The sequence below is a fragment of the Exiguobacterium sp. RM11 genome, assembly GCF_059821525.1.
Genome location: NZ_CM187558.1, coordinates 684,877 through 703,342 on the forward strand (window position 1 = coordinate 684,877; position 18,466 = coordinate 703,342).

The window sequence follows — 18,466 nt, forward strand, 5'->3', positions numbered from 1 at the left end:
AATAGGAGGAATGTAAGATGGAAGCAATGACAACCTTGACTGGATTGAATGAACGGATTGCGAGCACGGAACAACTGCTCGTCTACGTATCACATCCAGGATGCAGTGTCTGTCATGCCCTGAAACCTCAAATCGAAGAGATGCTTCATCAATTCCCTGACATCGAGGCGGTCGCGGTGGATTCGGACGAAGTCCCGGAAGTTGCGGGATCCTTCTCCATTTTCACGGTACCGGTCGTCCTCTTTTTCATCAACGGGAAAGAGATGCTACGCCGGGCACGATTCGTCCCAATTGGTGAACTGACACATCAACTCGAACGCATGCAAGAAATGAGACAAGCCTAAAATCAACCCATCATCCGATTTAGAGGATGATGGGTTTTTTTCGTAAGTGAACGGGTAAAGACCCGCAAACACATAAGGGGTGATTCGATGCGAGGCAAGCAATACGTGGGAGAATCGATTGATGTGTACTACGACGTGTCGCTCTGCGTACATGCGGCAGAATGTGTACGTGGGCTACCGGAAGTGTTTGATACGCAACGGAAACCGTGGATTTTACCAGATGGTGCCGAGGCGCCAGATGTCGCGACGGTGATTGAACGTTGTCCGAGCGGTGCCCTCCAATTCGTCCGAAAAGATGGAGGGGATGCGGAGACACCAGATGTACCGACATCCGTAAAATTAAACGATTGGCAACAAATCGAAGTGCGGGGTGATCTTCAAATCGATCAAGGCGATGAGGTCATTTCGACTTACCGGGCGACACTATGTGGATGCGGGCAATCTGGGAAACGTCCGATTTGTGACCATAGTGGTGCGTGTAAAGGATGAGAGGATGATGGGGGATGCACATTCCAGTGCATTCAGAATGGCACGATACGAAATTGACCTTACACTTGATTTCGCAGCTTCTCGGAAAAATTAAGCTCAAACTGGCACCACCAGAACCGCAATGGGGGCACGTCTCGTTGCCGCTCACGGTGCAAGGTTTCACGACAGGGTTGTTATTTGAAGGAGAGCGTGCGCTACAGATTGATGTGGACCTATTGACGTCTTGCCTCGTCGTCCATGTCGAGGAACAGACGGACGCCATTCCGATTGAAGCTGGAAAAACGATTAAGTCTTATCATGATGACTTGTTCGCGCGCCTTCGTGAACACGGGGTACACATCACCATCAATCCGAAACCACAAGAGATGGCCTTCAAAGGGTTACTCGATACGGATGAGACACCGCTCGCCTATGACGCGACGTATGCTCGGAAAGGATTGAGACTGTTTCAGCGGGCGGCGCACGAACAACTGACATATTTATCGAAGTTGCGATGTCGGAAAATCAAACCGGCCCTCTTTTGGGGAACGTTTGATGTCTCATCACTTGTCATCTATCCGATTGAACATCCATTTCCGGAAGATAAAATAATCGAACGTGTCGCCTTTGATGAACAGTTGATTGAATTCGGATTTTGGCTCGGAGACGACGTGACGGATCGTCCGAGTTATTTCGTGTTGCCGTATCCGTTTTTGTTCAGACCGTTACCGACGGATACGTTGAAGCCGGAAGCGGCTTATTATGATGCGGAGAAGAGCGAATTTTTCTTACCTCTTGATGAAGCGACGAGTGGTCACGTCCAAGACTTTTTGTCCACCTCGTTCGATATCTTGATGCGTGAGATGGACTGGACGACGCGTGATCATTTCTTCATCCCGCTAAAATTAGAGGAGGAGAGTGCTGAGTGAATGGACATCAAACAAAAAGAAAACACATTTTATGTAGGAGACGAGGCTGAACCGTCTGCAGAACTGCACTACGTACCGACGGGACCCGACAAACTGATTGTCGACCATACGTATGTCAGTGACGACCTGAGAGGGCAAGGGATCGGGGAGAAGCTCGTCCTCGCTGTCGTCGAATATGCACGGGAGCAAGGGAAGACGATCATCCCGCTCTGTCCGTTCACAAAAAATCAGTTCGACCGTCATGAGGAGTATCACGACGTGTTGGCGACATAAATAAAAATGGAGCGCCATCGGGCGCTCCATTTGGTTATTCTGCTGCTTGCGGGACGAGGTAGATTAATCCGAACGGGTTATGCAACAAGTTGTCGATTGTCGTCCGCTCGTCTTCACCCATCTCGACCGTGAAAGCACGTCCGTCTTCGAATGCGAAATGGTCGCCATCACCGAACATCGCCCCGCCTGAGATGAGGTGGAAGTTGAACGAGTGAATCACATGGATGGCATCTTCGATTTCGAGTGTCATCGGTACGGCCACGTCCGCATGTCCAAACGCTTTCATTCCCCAAGACATATAAGCGTTCTCTTCTTCCGTGATTGCCGTCAATAGCGAGTAGTCAAGCGCAAGGTCTTCTTCTTTTGACTCTTGCCATTCGTCTTTCGAGAAGGAAACACCAGCCGACTCGACCATGACACCGACCCCACCGGCATTCAAGACAGCGTTTGCGGCACGACGCGCGGCGGCGACGTCTGTCAAATCGTTGACGTCGACAATCAAGTAGACGACATGCGTGTGACGGGCGATTCCTTTTGCGACTTTCGGTGTGAATCCACCAGAACTCGCGTGGATCATGGCCTCGGCAAGAGCCGGGTCACGTTCCACGACTTCTACGGTGAACGCTTTGCCCGTCTCATCTTCGAGCAGCAATAAGCCGGCCATCGTGTAGCCTTCACTATGTAAACTGATTTGTTCGTTCACGCCTTCCGCGGAAGACCAGTTCCCGGGAATAGCGAGCATAACTTGTGTACGATTCATGTCAATCATCCTTTTCTGCAAAAATCAGGCCCCTCCTCGGGAGAGGCCTGGTCTATCTCTTATTATGCCCTATTTTGGCATAAATTATTCTTGATATGTCTTCAATACTTCCTGAAGTGGGATTTGATCGATCTTCCGTCGGCTGACGAACGTGCTCAAGAAGAAGAGGAGAACGACCGCACCGAGCGTATAGACGATATAAATCCATTCGAATTCAAGCGGGAGGACAAGCCCGTAATCTTCTGCGAATACGACGATGATGACCCGAAGCGTCAACAAGGCGATCGGAATACTCAAGAGGGCCGAGACGAGCGCATAGATGAAGTAGCTGTTTAGAATCATCGAACGGACTTCCCGTTTTTGGTATCCCATGACTTTCAATAACGAAATGACGTAGTAGTTCTTCTCGACCGTCAGCGCCGTCAGGACGAATAGAATGCTGAAGGCGATGAGAGACGCACCACCAATCAAGACATTCATCATGAAGTTCATATATTGATTGATGGACTCGGATTGTTCAATCAACCCTTGACGGGACAGGATGGTCGGATAGTCTGAGTCGTTCGGGCGCTCCGTCGCATAAATGCCATTGAACAACTCGTCTGTCGCGCCGTCGGTAAGCAGTTCACTTAGCGTCGCCCGGGGCAAATAGGCGAAGTCTCCAGAGAATTCATCGGCAATCCCGACAATCGGATAGGTCAGCGTCTCCTCGTTCAGTTCGACATCGATGTCCTGACCGACTTCAAGTCCGAGTTTGAGGGCGAGTGACGAGGAGACGATTAGTCCGTCGGGTTCAAGTGTCAATGTGTCACCATCTTCGTTACGTAGCGGGAACAAGGTATTGTCAATCTCTAAACCTTTCAACGTAATCAATTTCTCTTCGACAAATGCGAACGGATAAGTGAGGAACGGCTCTTGTCCGTCTTCGATTGGCGGTGAACCGTCCGTATAGGCTTCGTATTCATACACTGCTTCATTCAAACCACCCACGGTCATTCGATCGACAGCCCCGTTCATCATGAGGGCGAAGACGATGAGGATGGTCGAGAACAAGATGCCGAGGAAGAAAATGAGGAAGCTTCCCGTGCTCTTGACCGCATACAAGTATTTGAACTTCGTCTTGCCGCTCGCGCGTTTCAATAGTCGACTAACGAGCCGACTCAGGCGATTCAAGGAAACATTGTCCCGAGGCGATAAGAGGGCGAGGGCGCTTTCTCCCATGATCTTGTAGATGACCGCTCCTGCGACGAGTGCAAAGAAAAGCAGTGGCGCAAATACGGCCGTCAAAAAGACGAGCGGACTCTGGGCGATGGTGATGGACGGTAAGAGATAAAAATCGAGATACAGTTCTTTCAACGGGTCTGCGAAATAAAGACCAAGGAAATAACCGATGATCAGCATGAAGAAAGCGAAGATTAAGATGAGGATGAGATAAGGTGCTGCGATTTGTCGACGACTGTATCCGATTGCCTTTAACAGTCCGATTTGACCGCGTTCCGCCTCAAGCATATTCGAGATCAGGATGGCGACGATGATAACGGCGATGGAGACGATAAAGAGGCTGAGCCCGAGCGCCATCGCTTTCCCAGAAGAGATTTCACTGTAAATCGCACCGCTACGGATAATATTTTCCGTCTCCATGACAGACACGACAAACGGGAGGTCGAGATCGGTCATGACCGTCTGTTCCGTCACACCGGAGAGGCGGAACGATTCTTGTCCGACGGTCGATTCGAACGATTCGTCTGTCATGAGTAAGAGCGTCTGGGAGCCGGGATCTAGATTGAAAAAATTGTCGTCGAAGAGGGGGAGGGTATAGTCCGGAAAGAGGACGAACCCGCTGACGGTGAACGGTCTGCCAAGGTCGATCGTGTCCCCGATTTCAATTCCATTCTCTTCAGCATACTTTTTGTTCAGGGCGACCTCGTCGTTCGTGCTCGGTCTTGCTCCCGCCTCTACATAGGAACGGTTGATTGAATCGGATTCTTTTAGCAAGAGACCGCGATGTTCCGCGTCACCGAGTGTGTACGTGATCGCTTTTAGGTCACGGAGTTCAATCGTCGCCTCTGGCATCTCTTGTTCGACCGCATCGATGCGTGACGCAATCAAACGATTAAAGACTTCCTCGTCTGCCTGCTTGATGTCGGCTAGTGTGAACGTTCCGGCTTCAGCGAGTGCGGCAACATCGGGGTCACGTAATTCTTCTTCCGTCACCCGGTTGAGCATCTCGATGGCGAAGTCTTCTTGGTTCGATTCCTCCAAGTATTCTTCGGTCGGAACTTCGATTCCGCTAATTCCATAGAACATCATCGTGTACGTGAGTGAACTCATGACGATGATGATGGCGATGGCGAGCAGTTGCATCCATTTCTTACTGAGCGTCTTCCACACGTTTTTGTATAGCATGTCGCCACCTCCTTATCCCCAACGAATGTCACGCGCCGAAACGCGGGTGTCATTATGGGTCACTTCGACGATTCGACCGGAGTTCATTTTGATGACATCGTCCGCCATATCGCTAATCCCGTTGTTATGCGTGATGACGACAATCGTCTTTTGATACGTCTTGTTCAGTCGCTCCAACAGCTCAAGCACTTTCTTCGAATTCTCCTCATCGAGCGATCCCGTCGGTTCGTCACAGAAGACGATTGCTGGATTTTTAGCGAGACTTCGGGCGACAGAGACCCGTTGCTGTTCACCACCGGATAGTTGATAGGGATATTTGTCACGCGATTCCAAAAGCCCGACTTGGTCGAGCAATTCATCGATGGGGAGCGGGTCTTTCGTCAAATCGGACCCGATTTGTACGTTCTCATAGACGGTCAAGTTTTGAAGGAGATTGTATTGTTGAAAAATGAATCCGAGGTGGTCGCGCCGAAACGCCGTCATCTGTTCGGGGTACAAATCGGTGAGCACCGTGTCTCCGAATGTGATTTTGCCGCTCGTCACGGTATCGAGTCCGCTGATGACGTTGAGTAGCGTACTTTTCCCGCTTCCGCTCGGTCCGAGGATGACGACGAACGCGCCGTCACGAATGCTTAGGTTAATCTCTTTCAACGCGGCCGTTTCCACGTCACCGGTCTTATAGATTTTATTGACGTTCTCGAGCTGAATCATCTCTCGTTCGCCTCCTTTGTTCGTTATGTATCATGTACCCTTTTCGAAGTCAGATTGGACAAGTTGCACATAGGATGTTTTGAAAAAATAGTGAAACCGCTTCACCTGTGATAAAATAATATAACCAGGTACTAAAAACTTTTTTAAGGGAGAACTTTTCATGAAGATTGCATACATCACGGACAGTACAATCGTCCTTCCAGATGCTTTAGTGAACCACCCAGATATTCATATCGTCCCGCTCTATGTCGTCAAAGGGGACCAACCGTATAAAGACGGGATTGAAGTCGATGCCACGACCGTCTATGAATGGATTGATGCCGGGGAGCGCGTTTCGACGAGCCAGCCAGCCATCGGAGATTTTGTCACACTCTATGAGAAGTTGAAGGAAGAGTACGATATGGGAATTGCGATTCACCTGTCCTCTGATTTGAGTGGAACGTACTCGGCGTCTGTACAAGGTGCTGAAATCGCAGAATTTAAGTTACTCGCCATTGATTCACGAGCGGGGATTTATACGATGGGGCTCATGCTTGAAGAGTTGATTGAACGAGTCGAACGAGGAGATGCGCTCGAAGACGTGGAAGCCTACATGAAGCAACGCGTCGAAGACGTAAGGATTGAGCTGACGCTGCAAAATTTAACGCAGATGCAAAAAGGCGGACGCATCTCAAAATCGAAAGCGTTAATCGGTAACATGCTTCAATTGAAACCGGTGCTCCAATTCGAGGACGGATTGATCGTTCCATATCAAACGGTCCGCACGTATAAGAAAGCACAGGCTCACTTATTCGAAGTGTTGCGTGCAGCGATTGAGTCTGGTGAGTGTAAAGACGTCTCGATTTTCCATGGAAACGTTCCTGAACTCGCACAAGAGTGGAAAGAGCGACTTGGTGATCAGATTCCGATTCGTGTCGACACACTTGCCCCGCTCCTCGGTGCGCATACTGGCTCTGGGTCAATCGGGATTTCGTATTTGAAAGCGAAATAAGACGTAAAGGCGATTCTCATGAGAGAATCGCCTTTTGAATGGTTTAATGTTGTTTCTGTTTTCGTAAATACAAAAAAGTGATTGTCAGCGAATAAATCAATAGGAACGTGATGAGAAACATGGAAAGGTCCATGGTTACCCTCCTTTCTTTGACTGTTGCCGACTTTGTTGTCTATAAAACCTCATATTGGAAATATTTTCAATATTTCATTGTCTCAACTTTCAAACAATTGCTGGAATGTTTTTGCATTACGGGTCATACTAGAAAAAATGAACGAGAAAAGGGGAGAAGACGATGCGATTTCGGAAGTATCTAGTTCGGAGCTGGCTCGCGTGGGCAATCGTCTTCACAGGTGTGACGTATTTGACTTTACACCACCTGGAATCGTTCGACTGGCCGTTGTTTTGGTTTATCTATACGCTAGGCGCTTTGTTCGTCATGAACCCGCTAAAGCGTAGACATCTCCATTTTACGTTCCATGAGATGTTCGTCTTTATCACGTTCTTCCTCTACGGGCTTGCCCCGGCCCTCCTGATGGGGCAACTCCTCTTGTTTACCTTTCAAGCGAGGACGTTCAATCGTCGGGTCGGGCGGCGGCGTTTCTTACATTTCTATCCGCTGAATACGGTGATCGAGTGCCTCCTCGTTTTGTTACCGGGACTGGCCTATATCGGACTCGGTGGACGCATCGGTGAACCCGTTCATTTGATGCAAGAGGGAGTAGCGATGTTGGCGTTCTTAGGGACACTTTTCATCGTCTTGACAATGAGTTTTGCCTTGTCTTATTTCATGGTCGGGGAGCGGATCCCGTTCCCAATCATGTGGCGATTGATTCGATTCGATTGGCTCGTCGTGTCACTCGAACTGTTGTTCACAATGATCGCGATTGAATCGTATCACGTGTTTGGGTACGTCGGTCTCATCGTCACGTTCTTCGTGTTATCTGTCTTAAAAATGTCGATGTCAAAAGCAACGGAGACAGAAGAGACGAAAACAAAAGTCGATCAGGTCGAGCGATTGAAAGAACAGCTATACCGTGTCGATAGCGAGCAACTGTTGATTGAAAAGTTTTGGAACGGACTGCGTGACGTTGTGGAAGTCGAACGTGGTTGGCTGCAGGTCAACCGAAAAGGGGAGCGGACGTTTTATGACATGACGGGACGCATCATCCCAAGTGTGCCGGACGCCTATACGATTGAGCGTTATCAAGACGAGGATGAGCCATGTTTCGTCTATGATTCGTTACATGAATGGCACCCCGAGCTTCAACAACAGCAACAAGAGCTGCATCATTCAGCGCTCGTCATCCAGCCCGTTTGGGGAGCGGAAACGGCCGTCAGCTGTATGGTGTCGACGACAGCCAACGGCGCGTATGAGACGCCGATCGCCATCGAAGTGAACCGGCTACTTAAAACGTTGTCGTGGTCGATCGAGCGAATCGATGAGCGGGACCGCCTGCAGCATGAGAGTTTGACGGACCCCTTGACGGGCCTACATAATCAGCGGGCGTTACGCAGTTGGGCGACAGAACGATTGAATGACGTGGCATCCTATCCGCTCTCGCTTTTCCTAGTTGACTTGGATCATTTCAAATCGATCAACGATACGTATGGACATGCGTTCGGGGATGAGGTGTTGATTGAGGCAGGACTGTTGTTCACGCGCAGTGTTCGGGCAACGGATTTGGTGACGCGGTATGGTGGGGAAGAATTTGTATTCGTGTTTCCCCGAATGGATGAGGCGACGGCCCATCTGGTCGGGGAAAAGATACGTGATGCGCTGAGACGCCATGACTTTGGTGCGGAAGGGACGCGCATCACGGTGACAGCGAGTATTGGGATCGAGACGATTCATGAATATGAAGACCTTGATACGGTACTCCGGCATGCGGACCGAGCCATGTATGTCGGGGCCAAGTTCAAAGGTCGTGACCGGGTCGCCCACTATCAAGAACTATCCACAGAAGTTAGATGAAAGGAGGATCCACCAAATGGCGGATCCTCCTTCTGTATGAAAAGATTATGAGTTCGTATTATAAAGTTCCGATTCAACCGCATGAACGGCGGCCGACCAAGAGCCGTAGCGATGTAGGATCGCTTTTGTCGAAGGCTTGTTGTTACGCTTCGCCCATTCCCGATATGCTTCGAATGAGAGGGAGAAGCCCATTTCCTGAATAGCTTCACGTAGCGCGTTGGATAATTCTGTTTTCGAATAGGTCACACTCGCCTCAAGTCCTGCCTCGGCACAGGCATCATGCCACGAACCGAACGTTTTGACGATATGATAATGGCTCGGTGCCTTCGGATGGAGCTTTCGCCATTGCTGATACTTCTTCAAGGTAATGATTGAGCCCATGTCTCGCGAATAAAGTGCAAGCGTCTCGATGATATCCTCGCGTGTATACTTCGGCATTTTGTCTGGCAATTCGACAGTTGCTTCTCCATGCCATTCATAGCCTGCGATGGCAAGTGCCTCAGCCCATGACCCGAACTGTCTGATGATGGATTCAGGAGATGGCCAATTCTGTTCCATGGCAAAGCGACGGTAGACAGAGCGGCGTGGACGTTCCTTCAACAAGTCCCCGAGAAGGCGGATGCAATGGATCATCCTCTGTTGTTCGGTGGACAGGTGATGGGATTTAGTGGTTAGCGTTTGACTCAATGATGGTTCCTCCTTCCGTGGACTCAAATATGAACCGACAAAGATGAAAAAAATGCTCCTACAATCATACTATCGGATGGTTTTTCGGATTTATTAACGTGATTTTGAAAATTATTAAACAATTTCTAAGAATTGGATAGGTCTAAAGTCACAGAAAAACATTTCAAAAAATGGTAACAGTTCTATTACAAATTAAATCGAATTTCGTGATAAATGTAAACAAAAAGTTTTAATCAACCAAAAATGTCATATTTTTATAAAAAAGTACCCAACTGGAGAAATGGGGTCATCGCCTTCGCTCCAGATGAGTACCCTTCTATAATAAATTTAATTTTCAGACTAATCAATCGAATATTGAAATTACATCAAAAAATTTTTAACAGCTGGTCAACGAAAGTCCAATTCTGCTAAAATAGGCGCATTGAGTGAAAAACAGAAAAGAGGATTATCATTATGACAGTTTGGTTATTTTATACGTTGCTCGGATTGATCCAAGGATTTACGGAACCAATCCCGATTTCCTCGAGCGGACATCTTGTTATCTTCCAAGAATTATTTAACATCGACTTGCCGGGATTGTCATTTGAAGTTTTCGTAAATTTTGCATCGCTCCTCGCGGTCTTGACGGTCTATCGTAAAGATGTCGTCCGCCTCATCGTCAGTTTATGGACGTTCCTGTTCAAGAAAGACCGGACAGATGAGACGATGGTCGATGTGAAGTTTATCGGCTTGCTCCTCGTCGCAACGGTTCCAGCTGGTGTTCTCGGTGTCATTTTTGGTGATTGGATTGGAGAAGTACTCGGTGGCGTCGCGACGGTCGGATACACGCTCATCATCACGGGTCTTGCGCTTTGGTTCATTCGAAACATGCGCGGGAATAAAGGAGACGGCGGGATCACGTTACGTGACGCCGTATTGATTGGACTCGCCCAAGCGGTGGCGCTCATCCCAGGGATCAGTCGCTCTGGAGCAACCATCGTCATGGCAATGTTGCTCGGAATCAAGCAGGAATCAGCACTTCGCTTTTCGTTCTTCTTGTTCATCCCAATCAGTCTCGGGACGATGATTTTGGACGGACCAGCGTTATTTACGAACCCAGAAACACGTGACTTGTTTGGTCCGCTCATCCTGGCGTTCATCGCTTCTTATGTGTTGACTGCGATTTCGTTGAAGTGGTTCCAGCACATCATGGCAAAAGGTGAATTAAAGTATTTCTCATATTATTGCTGGATTGTAGGGCTTCTCGTCGTCCTATTTCTCGCATAATCAAGGCGCTACTCTCACGAGTAGCGTTTTTTGTTTTGCGAAATAAAAACAATTGCGATACAGTAAATCTGTACAAACAAATATTCCTTCGGGGTCGGGTGAAATTCCCAACCGGCGGTGATGGGCCATGCCCTAAGTCCGTGACCCGGGCGCACGTGTGCGAACGGTGGATCTAGTGAGACTCTAGAGCCGACAGTATAGTCTGGATGGGAGAAGGAACAAAAAACAGGTCCGTGTGACCTGTGCTTCGTCGTACGCTTTTCTGTAAAGAAAACGTTTATTTGGCTTGCCCAAAGTCGACGAAACCCTCCCACCAAGACCCTAAGGACCATTCCTTAGGGTCTTTTGTTTGTACGGAAAAAAGGAGGGAGAACGATGAAACAGTACATGCAACAAGCCATCCAATTGGCGAAATCTGCCGACGGACAGACGGGTGTAAACCCGCTTGTCGGCGCCGTTCTCGTCAAAGACGGTCGTGTCGTCGGGCTAGGTGCCCATCTCAAGGCGGGCGAGCCGCATGCCGAGGTTCACGCAATCAAGATGGCAGGTGCGGCAGCGTACGGGGCGACACTTTACGTCACGCTTGAGCCATGCTCGCATCACGGGAAGACACCACCGTGTGCCGACTTGATTGTTGAATCCGGAGTCAAGCGAGTCGTCATCGCCATGAAAGATCCGAACCCACTCGTTGCTGGAAAAGGGATCATGCGTCTGAAGTCGGCTGGCGTCGAGGTGGAAATCGGGCTACTTGAAGAGGAGGCACGGGCACTGAATCCGGCGTTCTTACGAGCGCTCGAGACGAAAAGACCGTACGTCATCTTAAAGACGGCGACGAGTCTCGATGGAAAAGTTTCCTTGGATTCAGGAGAGAGTCAATGGGTGACGAGTCCGGAAGCCCGTCGTGACGTCCATGAACTACGTGCCAAAACCGATGCGATTTTAACGGGAATCGGAACGGTGCTAGCAGATGATCCGGCACTGACCGTTCGATTGGACCGTGAGACACGTCAACCGAAGCGAGTCGTCCTTGACCGTGACCTTCGCCTGCCACTCGCGAGCACGCTTGCACGAACGGCTGAAGATGTCCCGGTGTTCCTGTTCACTTCGTCAGATGACAAAGAAAAACGGGAACAGGCACGTACCATGGGAATCGAGTTATTCGATTATACGTCGCTCGGAAACGTGCTTGAGACACTTTACGCGAACGGGGTTGGACGTTTATTGATCGAGGCGGGACCGACACTTGTCACGTCCCTTCTTGACGGAGGGTACGTGGATGAATGGGTCGCCTATCAATCACCGCGCGTGTTCGGCGGGAAAAACGGTGTTTACCGTTCACAACAAGAAGGTTCGCTGGATGCGATTTCTCGTTTTAAGATTCAGCAGGTCGAGACAATCGGACCTGATCTGAAAGTCGTCCTTCGAAAGGGGGCGCACTGATGTTTACAGGAATCGTAGAAGAAATCGGTTCGGTCAAAGCGGTGAAACGAAACGGTCCGTCCTTGCGGCTCGTCCTATCGGGGGCAAAGGTGCTCGATGACGTAAAAATCGGCGACAGCATTTCGGTAAATGGGATTTGTTTGACGGTTACAACGTTTGATGCGTCGACATTCGCCGTTGATGTGATGCCTGAGACACTGAAATCATCCAGTCTAGATGGCGTGAAGCCAGGAACGCGCGTCAATCTCGAACGAGCGATGCCGGCGAACGGACGATTCGGCGGGCATTTCGTGTCCGGACACGTTGACGGCGTCGGGCGCATCACCAAGAAGCGCCCACTCGCAAATGCCGTATATGTCGACATTCAATGTGACCCTTCGCTTCTCCCATACATCGTGCCGAAAGGCTCGATTTCGGTGGACGGAACGAGTCTGACCGTATTCGACGTATCTGAACGTGGGTTTACGTTGTCGTTGATCCCGCACACGTATAGTGAGACCGTTCTCGGGTCGAAGCACGTTGGTGACCCCGTCAATTTGGAATGTGACTTGTTAGCAAAATATATGGAAAAACTAGTCGGACAATCAAAGATGACACTCGAATCTTTGGCATCACAAGGTTATGGAAAGGCGGGATGGTAATGTTTGATTCGATTGAACGGGCTATTAAGGAATTAAGACGCGGACGTCCGATCATCGTCGTCGATGACGAGTATCGTGAGAATGAAGGTGACTTTGTCGTACTTGGTGACAAAATGACACACGAAACGATGAACTTTTTAATCACGGAAGGGAAAGGACTCGTCTGTGCGGCCGTCGCCGAAGAAGTAGCGGCACGCCTTGAGCTTGCACCAATGGTGACGAATAGCACGGACCCGCATGGTACGGCGTTCACGGTCAGTGTCGATCATATCAATTCGACGACAGGCATCTCGGCGAGCGAGCGCTCCCATACCGTTCGTGAATTAGCGAACCCGACATCACGTCCCTCTGACTTTCAACGACCGGGACATCTCTTCCCGCTCATCGCCAAAAAAGGAGGGGTCTCGGTTCGTCGTGGTCACACAGAAGCATCCGTCGATTTGGCACGCCTTGCTGGTAGTGAGCCGGTAGCCGTCATCTGCGAAATCATTCGAGAAGACGGGGAGATGGCCCGCGTCCCGGACTTGGTCGAAGTCGCAAAACGTCACGAATTGGCATTCATCACAATCGAAGCATTGGTCCAGTATATGGAGACGAGCCTTGTCAAGCGCGAAGCGGACGTATCACTCCCTTCATCGAAAGGGGCGTTTCGAATGATCGGATACGAGAATCGATTCGACCGACAAGAACATGTGGCCCTCGTGACCGAGACGCTTACAGACGTTCCGCTCGTTCGGATCCATTCCGAATGTTTGACGGGAGACGTCTTTGGGTCGTTCCGATGTGACTGTGGTCCGCAACTTGATGCCGCCATCGAGAGAATCGAACAGGAGTCGGGCATCGTCCTTTATATGCGTCAGGAAGGGCGAGGCATCGGACTCGTGAACAAACTGAAAGCCTATGCCTTACAAGAGGAAGGGTTGGATACGGTCGAGGCGAACGAGGCACTCGGATTCCATCCCGACATGCGTGACTATCGTGTCAGTGCGGCGATGCTCCGCGACCTCGGGGTGACCCGTGTACGACTCATGACGAACAACCCTGAAAAAGTCGATGCCTTAGAATCATGTGGCATCACCGTCGTCGAGCGTGTCCCGCTTCACGTCGGCGCGCACGAAGCGAATGAATCATATCGTATGACGAAACAACTCAAAATGAACCATATTGGAGGAAAAATGAGATGACATATACATTTGAAGGTAATTTAGTAGGAGAAGGCTTAAAGATTGGAATCGTCGTCGGTCGATTCAACGACTTGATCACGATGCGTCTTCTAGACGGTGCGAAAGATGCATTGAAGCGTCATGGCGTGAAAGAAGAGGACGTGTCACTCGCATTTGTTCCGGGTGCGTTTGAGCTCCCACTCGTTGCGAAAAAAATGGCGATGAGTCAAAAATATGATGCGGTTATTACACTCGGGGCCGTCATCCGTGGCGCGACGCCGCATTTTGATTACGTGTGTAACGAAGCGGCGAAAGGAATTGCACAAGCGAGCTATCAATCGGAGGTCCCGGTCATCTTTGGCGTATTGACGACGGAGACGATCGAGCAGGCGATTGAACGGGCTGGTACGAAAGCAGGGAATAAAGGCTGGGAAGCAGCGACGTCAGCCATTGAAATGGCCAATTTATTGAAGCAAGTGTGAGAGCGAACCGGGTGCATCGTCGCCCGGTTTTTCAATTGGGATAAGCAGGGTAAAAAGACTGAAAATTGGGTAAAATAAACTCATGGAACGATTGCATATATTCCAGACAAAAAGGGAGGTTTGGCACGTGGCAACTTCGCATGAATCATTGACGTTACAGTTACAACAACAAGAGCGACTCCATCACCTGCTTTCGTCACTCCTCAATCGCTTTTTAACAACAGAGATTGCGGATTTCAAAAAGCGGGTTGACCAGTCGCTAGCCGAACTCGGACATTATTTCGCGGTCGACCGCGTCTATGTCTTCGATTACGATTTCACGAATCAGGTTTGTCACAACACGTTCGAGTGGTGCGCCGAGGGCATCACCGCCGAGATGGACAATCTTCAAGACGTGCCGATCGACGTGCTGCCCGAATGGGTCAACACTCACATGGCTGGCGAGACGATGTATATTCCGCGCGTGTCCGATCTGCCGGAGACAAATGCCGTTCGTGCAATACTTGAACCGCAATCGATTCAAAGTTTGCTGGCGGTCCCGATGATGCAAGGCAAGACGTGCCAAGGGTTCGTCGGATTTGATTCCGTCGTCTCGGAGCGAACGTACACGGAATACGAGCAACAGGCACTGCAAGATTTCAGTAACGCACTTCTCGGTGCGGTCGAACGGCACCGGATCGAGGCGGGACGGGAAGAGGCACAGCGTATCCTCGCCGAGCGGGAAAAAGAAATGATCGATTATCAAGAGGGGCTCGTCCGGACGTTGTTACGGCTGTCCGCACTACGTAACAATGAGACGGGGAACCATATCGAGCGGGTACAAGATTTGTCGACGCTCTTGGCGACGATTTTATATGACCATCATCACCCGGACGTGTCGCCACTCTTCATCGAAGGAATTCGACTCGCGGCACCGCTTCATGACGTTGGGAAGATTTCTGTACCAGATTCGATTTTATTGAAGGCGAATAAGTTATCCGACCAGGAATGGGTCTTCATGAAAGATCATGTGCGCGTCGGGGGTGAAGTGTTGAAGGATCTCCAGATACAGTTCCCTCAAAACTACTTTATCCAAATGGCTTATCAGATCGCGCTCTATCATCATGAGCGTTGGGACGGGACAGGATATATCAAAGGGTTGAAGGGAGAGGAGATTCCACTCGCGGCCCGAATCGTCACCATCATCGACGTCTATGACGCGTTACGGACGGTTCGCCCGTATAAACCTGCTTTCTCCCATGACGATACGATTGTCGCGATGAAAGACATGAAAGGGGCGTTCGATCCGACGCTGTTTGATCTGTTCCTGCTCCATCAAGAAGAGATTGCCATCATGTTCGATCAGACTTTTAAAGCACACTAATAAAGGAGACGCTCCCCCGAGGGAACGTCTCCTTGTTGATTAGAATGTTTCAGATGTTGTTTTCGCTTGCATGTGGAGTTGGATGTAATCCGGTCCACCTGCTTTTGAATCCGTTCCTGACATGTTGAATCCACCGAACGGCTGGTAGCCGACGATTGCGCCTGTGCAACCACGGTTGAAGTAAAGGTTACCAACGTGGAAGTTTTGGCGAGCGAACTCTTGGTTTGCGCGGTCACGCGTAAGCACTGCACCTGTCAAGCCGTATTCTGTGTTGTTCGCGATGTCGATCGCTTCTTTAAAGTCTTTCGCTTTTGTGAAGGCGACGACTGGTCCAAAGATCTCTTCTTGCATGAGACGTGCTTTCGGGTCGACGTCTGCGACAACCGTCGGCTCGATGAAGTAGCCTGTTGAGTCATCGGCGTTTCCACCTGCGACGATGCGTCCTTCTTCTTTTGCCACATCGAAGTACGATGTGATTTTCTTGAAGGCTGCTGCGTCGATGACAGGTCCCATGAAGTGTTCGTTCTTCTCTGTGTTTCCGACAGAGAGTTCGTTCGTGAGTTCGACGACGCGGTCAAGTACCGTATCATAAACGCTGTCGACGATGACGGCACGTGAACAAGCTGAACATTTCTGACCTGAGAATCCGAATGCCGATTTGACGATCGATTGTGCTGCGAGTTCGAGATCCGCTGACTCGTCGACGACGATTGTATCTTTTCCGCCCATCTCTGCGATGACGCGTTTGAGCCAGATTTGACCTTCGTTCAATTTAGAAGCACGTTCGTTGATGCGGAGTCCCACATCACGTGATCCTGTGAAGCTGATGAAACGAGTTTTTGGATGGTCGACGAGGTAGTCTCCAACTTCTGCACCAGGTCCTGGGATGAAGTTGAGGACACCTTTTGGAAGACCTGCCTCTTCCATCACTTCGACGAATTTTGCAGCAACGATTGGTGTCGTTGAAGCTGGCTTCAAGAGAATCGTGTTACCGGCTACGATTGCCGCAACAGCTGTACCGGCCATGATGGCGAACGGGAAGTTCCATGGGCTGATGACGATCCCGACCCCGAGTGGGATGTAGTCATAACGGTTGTATTCGCCTGGACGGCTCTCGACTTTCTTACCAGGTTTGAGTTCTAGCATTTGACGTGCATAGTATTCCATGAAGTCAATCGCTTCTGCCGTGTCCGCATCTGCCTCGTTCCATGGCTTACCAGCTTCTTTGACGAGGTAAGCTGAGAACTCATGCTTGCGTTTGCGGACGATGTTCGCTGCTTTGAACAAGACGTCTGCGCGGACGGCTGGGTCCACATGGCGCCAAGTGTCAAAAGCTGTGAGTGCTTCTTGCATCGCACGTTCTGCGAGCTCTTGGTTTGCTTTTGAGACGCGACCGATCACTTCTTCTTTGTTCGCTGGGTTGTAAGACGTGATTTTACCTTCCGTCGTAACCTTTTCCCCACCGATTACGAGCGGATAGTCTTTCCCGAGCTCACCGTTCACTTTCTCGATTGCCGCTTGAATCGCATCGGCATTCTCTTTTTGTGTAAAGTCTGTGAATGGTTCATGTTTGTATGGAATCATTCTCGTTCCCCCTTAAAGTGATGTTGAGCGTTAAAGCGCTTACGTCTGTATTGTATCGAAATTATCGTAGAAATCCTAGTGAAACAATTTTCCAGAAACACATGCCATTGGAGCGACGATTCGAGACATGGTAGGATGGGGGAGAACACGGCTTTAGAAAGGACGAACAACATGAAAAAATGGCTCATTCCGCTCCTCCTCGTCTTCACGCTCGGGGCATGTGGGAACGACGAAGAGACGGTTATAGAAGAAACGAAACGCGCATTGCCAGACGCTGTCACGGAAGTGTATGCGGACTATCAAACGGCGCTCGAATCGGGCGATGCCGAGGCGCTCGCAGCCATCGACTACGCGGGTCGATTGACTGACATTCCGGCGACCGGTGCCGTCACGCGTCAGCTCGCCCCGGGTGACATCTATGAGAGTTGGGTCAACGAGGACGAAGACGTGGCGTTTCTCGTTCATGAAATGGTCGACCAAGACGGCAATCCGCTCCCGAACCGGCTCAGTAAAGTCGCTGTGAAAGAAGGCGACGACTGGTCGCTCGTCATCACGCCGACTGCGTTACCAGAGGATGTTATCGCCGAAGTCGGAGAGCTCCTCATCGGGATACAGGCCAACGAATATGGGGTCAACGCAGAAGCGAACGCCCGTCTTGCAGAGGTTCCGGAAGATGAGGCAGGACCGATCTACGACCGAGTCAACGCCCAGACCGACTATACGGCACTCGAGGCGGACAATAACGTCTTTCTCTTGATGGCGGAGACGTTGACGGTCGAAGAGAACCAAGCGATCATGGCCGATTACTTTAAAGCGTATGAGACGTGGTACACCGACAATGATGAGACGCTTCGAAAAGCGGCCGCCACTGAAGATCCAATCGAGTATATCGAAGTTCTCGATCCATTGAAGACAAAATTAGAGGAAGCGATCGATGGCTTCGACGAACAACTCGTCGACCCGTCGTTCGGTTAAGGAGGAAA

At 50.1% G+C, this 18,466-nt stretch carries 18 protein-coding genes and 1 riboswitch; of the genes, 13 read left to right on the top strand and 5 right to left on the bottom strand.

Annotated elements, in window-relative coordinates:
- Nucleotides 1–17: 17 nt before the first annotated feature.
- The 4 genes from AC5LIL_RS03645 (at nucleotide 18) to AC5LIL_RS03660 (ending at nucleotide 2,014) form a co-directional block, all read left to right on the top strand.
- Nucleotides 18–344 carry a thioredoxin family protein gene (locus AC5LIL_RS03645; RefSeq protein ID WP_074036441.1) on the top strand — a complete coding sequence of 109 codons (327 nt, stop codon included), beginning with the start codon at nucleotides 18–20 and terminating at the stop codon, nucleotides 342–344.
- Between the two features lie 87 nt (nucleotides 345–431).
- Complete coding sequence (locus tag AC5LIL_RS03650; protein ID WP_214693869.1) at nucleotides 432–833, top strand: (4Fe-4S)-binding protein; 402 nt, start codon at nucleotides 432–434, stop codon at nucleotides 831–833.
- Nucleotides 834–847: 14 nt separating this feature from the next.
- Complete coding sequence (locus AC5LIL_RS03655; protein WP_499824940.1) at nucleotides 848–1,741, top strand: DUF5996 family protein; 894 nt, start codon at nucleotides 848–850, stop codon at nucleotides 1,739–1,741.
- Nucleotides 1,742–2,014: a GNAT family N-acetyltransferase gene (locus tag AC5LIL_RS03660; protein WP_214786035.1), complete on the top strand. Its 273-nt coding sequence runs from the start codon at nucleotides 1,742–1,744 to the stop codon at nucleotides 2,012–2,014.
- Nucleotides 2,015–2,048: 34 nt separating this feature from the next.
- Here the strand turns inward: AC5LIL_RS03660 and AC5LIL_RS03665 are convergent, their stop codons facing one another.
- The 3 genes from AC5LIL_RS03665 to AC5LIL_RS03675 form a co-directional block, all read right to left on the bottom strand.
- Nucleotides 2,049–2,774 (bottom strand): DUF4261 domain-containing protein, encoded by a 726-nt coding sequence (locus AC5LIL_RS03665; protein ID WP_214693859.1) that lies wholly within the window; start codon nucleotides 2,772–2,774, stop codon nucleotides 2,049–2,051.
- A gap of 84 nt (nucleotides 2,775–2,858) precedes the next feature.
- The gene (locus tag AC5LIL_RS03670; RefSeq protein ID WP_499824941.1) at nucleotides 2,859–5,180 is read right to left on the bottom strand and encodes an ABC transporter permease; all 2,322 of its coding nucleotides are present in this window, start codon (nucleotides 5,178–5,180) and stop codon (nucleotides 2,859–2,861) included.
- Between the two features lie 12 nt (nucleotides 5,181–5,192).
- The gene (locus AC5LIL_RS03675) at nucleotides 5,193–5,891 is read right to left on the bottom strand and encodes an ABC transporter ATP-binding protein (RefSeq protein WP_499824942.1); all 699 of its coding nucleotides are present in this window, start codon (nucleotides 5,889–5,891) and stop codon (nucleotides 5,193–5,195) included.
- A gap of 160 nt (nucleotides 5,892–6,051) precedes the next feature.
- On the opposite strand from AC5LIL_RS03675, the gene AC5LIL_RS03680 reads away from it, so the two are divergent.
- Nucleotides 6,052–6,882 (top strand): DegV family protein, encoded by an 831-nt coding sequence (locus tag AC5LIL_RS03680; RefSeq protein ID WP_499824943.1) that lies wholly within the window; start codon nucleotides 6,052–6,054, stop codon nucleotides 6,880–6,882.
- A gap of 295 nt (nucleotides 6,883–7,177) precedes the next feature.
- Nucleotides 7,178–8,857, top strand: coding sequence for a sensor domain-containing diguanylate cyclase (locus tag AC5LIL_RS03685; protein ID WP_499824944.1), 1,680 nt, complete (start codon nucleotides 7,178–7,180; stop codon nucleotides 8,855–8,857).
- 45 nt (nucleotides 8,858–8,902) lie between these two features.
- Here the strand turns inward: AC5LIL_RS03685 and AC5LIL_RS03690 are convergent, their stop codons facing one another.
- Entirely contained in the window at nucleotides 8,903–9,544 is a 642-nt protein-coding gene (locus tag AC5LIL_RS03690) for a homing endonuclease associated repeat-containing protein (RefSeq protein WP_074036465.1), read from the bottom strand.
- Nucleotides 9,545–9,997: 453 nt separating this feature from the next.
- Between AC5LIL_RS03690 and AC5LIL_RS03695 the strand changes: the two genes are divergently transcribed.
- From AC5LIL_RS03695 to AC5LIL_RS03720, 6 genes are all read left to right on the top strand, one after another.
- Nucleotides 9,998–10,810, top strand: coding sequence for an undecaprenyl-diphosphate phosphatase (locus AC5LIL_RS03695; RefSeq protein WP_214693843.1), 813 nt, complete (start codon nucleotides 9,998–10,000; stop codon nucleotides 10,808–10,810).
- Between the two features lie 80 nt (nucleotides 10,811–10,890).
- A riboswitch (FMN riboswitch) is annotated at nucleotides 10,891–11,032 on the top strand.
- 153 nt (nucleotides 11,033–11,185) lie between these two features.
- Entirely contained in the window at nucleotides 11,186–12,250 is a 1,065-nt protein-coding gene (gene ribD, locus AC5LIL_RS03700; RefSeq protein ID WP_499824945.1) for a bifunctional diaminohydroxyphosphoribosylaminopyrimidine deaminase/5-amino-6-(5-phosphoribosylamino)uracil reductase RibD, read from the top strand.
- Entirely contained in the window at nucleotides 12,250–12,891 is a 642-nt protein-coding gene (gene ribE, locus AC5LIL_RS03705; protein ID WP_499824946.1) for a riboflavin synthase, read from the top strand. The genes ribD and ribE overlap by 1 nt, the downstream gene beginning before the upstream one ends.
- Nucleotides 12,891–14,075, top strand: coding sequence for a GTP cyclohydrolase II (gene ribA / locus AC5LIL_RS03710; RefSeq protein WP_499824947.1), 1,185 nt, complete (start codon nucleotides 12,891–12,893; stop codon nucleotides 14,073–14,075). The genes ribE and ribA overlap by 1 nt, the downstream gene beginning before the upstream one ends.
- Complete coding sequence (gene ribH / locus AC5LIL_RS03715; protein ID WP_214745735.1) at nucleotides 14,072–14,536, top strand: 6,7-dimethyl-8-ribityllumazine synthase; 465 nt, start codon at nucleotides 14,072–14,074, stop codon at nucleotides 14,534–14,536. Before ribA ends, ribH begins: the two co-directional genes overlap by 4 nt.
- 127 nt (nucleotides 14,537–14,663) lie before the next feature.
- Nucleotides 14,664–15,899, top strand: a complete 1,236-nt coding sequence (locus AC5LIL_RS03720; RefSeq protein WP_499824948.1) for a GAF and HD-GYP domain-containing protein — start codon at nucleotides 14,664–14,666, stop codon at nucleotides 15,897–15,899.
- A 39-nt stretch (nucleotides 15,900–15,938) separates the two neighbouring features.
- Here the strand turns inward: AC5LIL_RS03720 and pruA are convergent, their stop codons facing one another.
- On the bottom strand, nucleotides 15,939–17,483 hold the full coding sequence (pruA, locus tag AC5LIL_RS03725; RefSeq protein WP_339963217.1) for an L-glutamate gamma-semialdehyde dehydrogenase: 1,545 nt from the start codon (nucleotides 17,481–17,483) through the stop codon (nucleotides 15,939–15,941).
- Between the two features lie 171 nt (nucleotides 17,484–17,654).
- Here pruA and AC5LIL_RS03730 point away from each other — a divergent pair, with 171 nt between their 5' ends.
- Nucleotides 17,655–18,458, top strand: coding sequence for a hypothetical protein (locus AC5LIL_RS03730; RefSeq protein ID WP_499824949.1), 804 nt, complete (start codon nucleotides 17,655–17,657; stop codon nucleotides 18,456–18,458).
- Nucleotides 18,459–18,466 lie beyond the last annotated feature (8 nt).

Excerpts from the sequence above, each read along its gene's own strand:
- AC5LIL_RS03645 (WP_074036441.1), top strand. The coding sequence starts at position 18 with ATGGAAGCAATGACAACCTTGACTGGATTGAATGAACGGATTGCGAGC.
- AC5LIL_RS03650 (WP_214693869.1), top strand. The coding sequence starts at position 432 with ATGCGAGGCAAGCAATACGTGGGAGAATCGATTGATGTGTACTACGAC.
- AC5LIL_RS03655 (WP_499824940.1), top strand. The coding sequence starts at position 848 with ATGCACATTCCAGTGCATTCAGAATGGCACGATACGAAATTGACCTTA.
- AC5LIL_RS03660 (WP_214786035.1), top strand. The coding sequence starts at position 1,742 with ATGGACATCAAACAAAAAGAAAACACATTTTATGTAGGAGACGAGGCT.
- AC5LIL_RS03665 (WP_214693859.1), bottom strand. The coding sequence starts at position 2,774 with ATGAATCGTACACAAGTTATGCTCGCTATTCCCGGGAACTGGTCTTCC.
- AC5LIL_RS03670 (WP_499824941.1), bottom strand. The coding sequence starts at position 5,180 with ATGCTATACAAAAACGTGTGGAAGACGCTCAGTAAGAAATGGATGCAA.
- AC5LIL_RS03675 (WP_499824942.1), bottom strand. The coding sequence starts at position 5,891 with ATGATTCAGCTCGAGAACGTCAATAAAATCTATAAGACCGGTGACGTG.
- AC5LIL_RS03680 (WP_499824943.1), top strand. The coding sequence starts at position 6,052 with ATGAAGATTGCATACATCACGGACAGTACAATCGTCCTTCCAGATGCT.
- AC5LIL_RS03685 (WP_499824944.1), top strand. The coding sequence starts at position 7,178 with ATGCGATTTCGGAAGTATCTAGTTCGGAGCTGGCTCGCGTGGGCAATC.
- AC5LIL_RS03695 (WP_214693843.1), top strand. The coding sequence starts at position 9,998 with ATGACAGTTTGGTTATTTTATACGTTGCTCGGATTGATCCAAGGATTT.
- ribD (WP_499824945.1), top strand. The coding sequence starts at position 11,186 with ATGAAACAGTACATGCAACAAGCCATCCAATTGGCGAAATCTGCCGAC.
- ribE (WP_499824946.1), top strand. The coding sequence starts at position 12,250 with ATGTTTACAGGAATCGTAGAAGAAATCGGTTCGGTCAAAGCGGTGAAA.
- ribA (WP_499824947.1), top strand. The coding sequence starts at position 12,891 with ATGTTTGATTCGATTGAACGGGCTATTAAGGAATTAAGACGCGGACGT.
- ribH (WP_214745735.1), top strand. The coding sequence starts at position 14,072 with ATGACATATACATTTGAAGGTAATTTAGTAGGAGAAGGCTTAAAGATT.
- pruA (WP_339963217.1), bottom strand. The coding sequence starts at position 17,483 with ATGATTCCATACAAACATGAACCATTCACAGACTTTACACAAAAAGAG.
- AC5LIL_RS03730 (WP_499824949.1), top strand. The coding sequence starts at position 17,655 with ATGAAAAAATGGCTCATTCCGCTCCTCCTCGTCTTCACGCTCGGGGCA.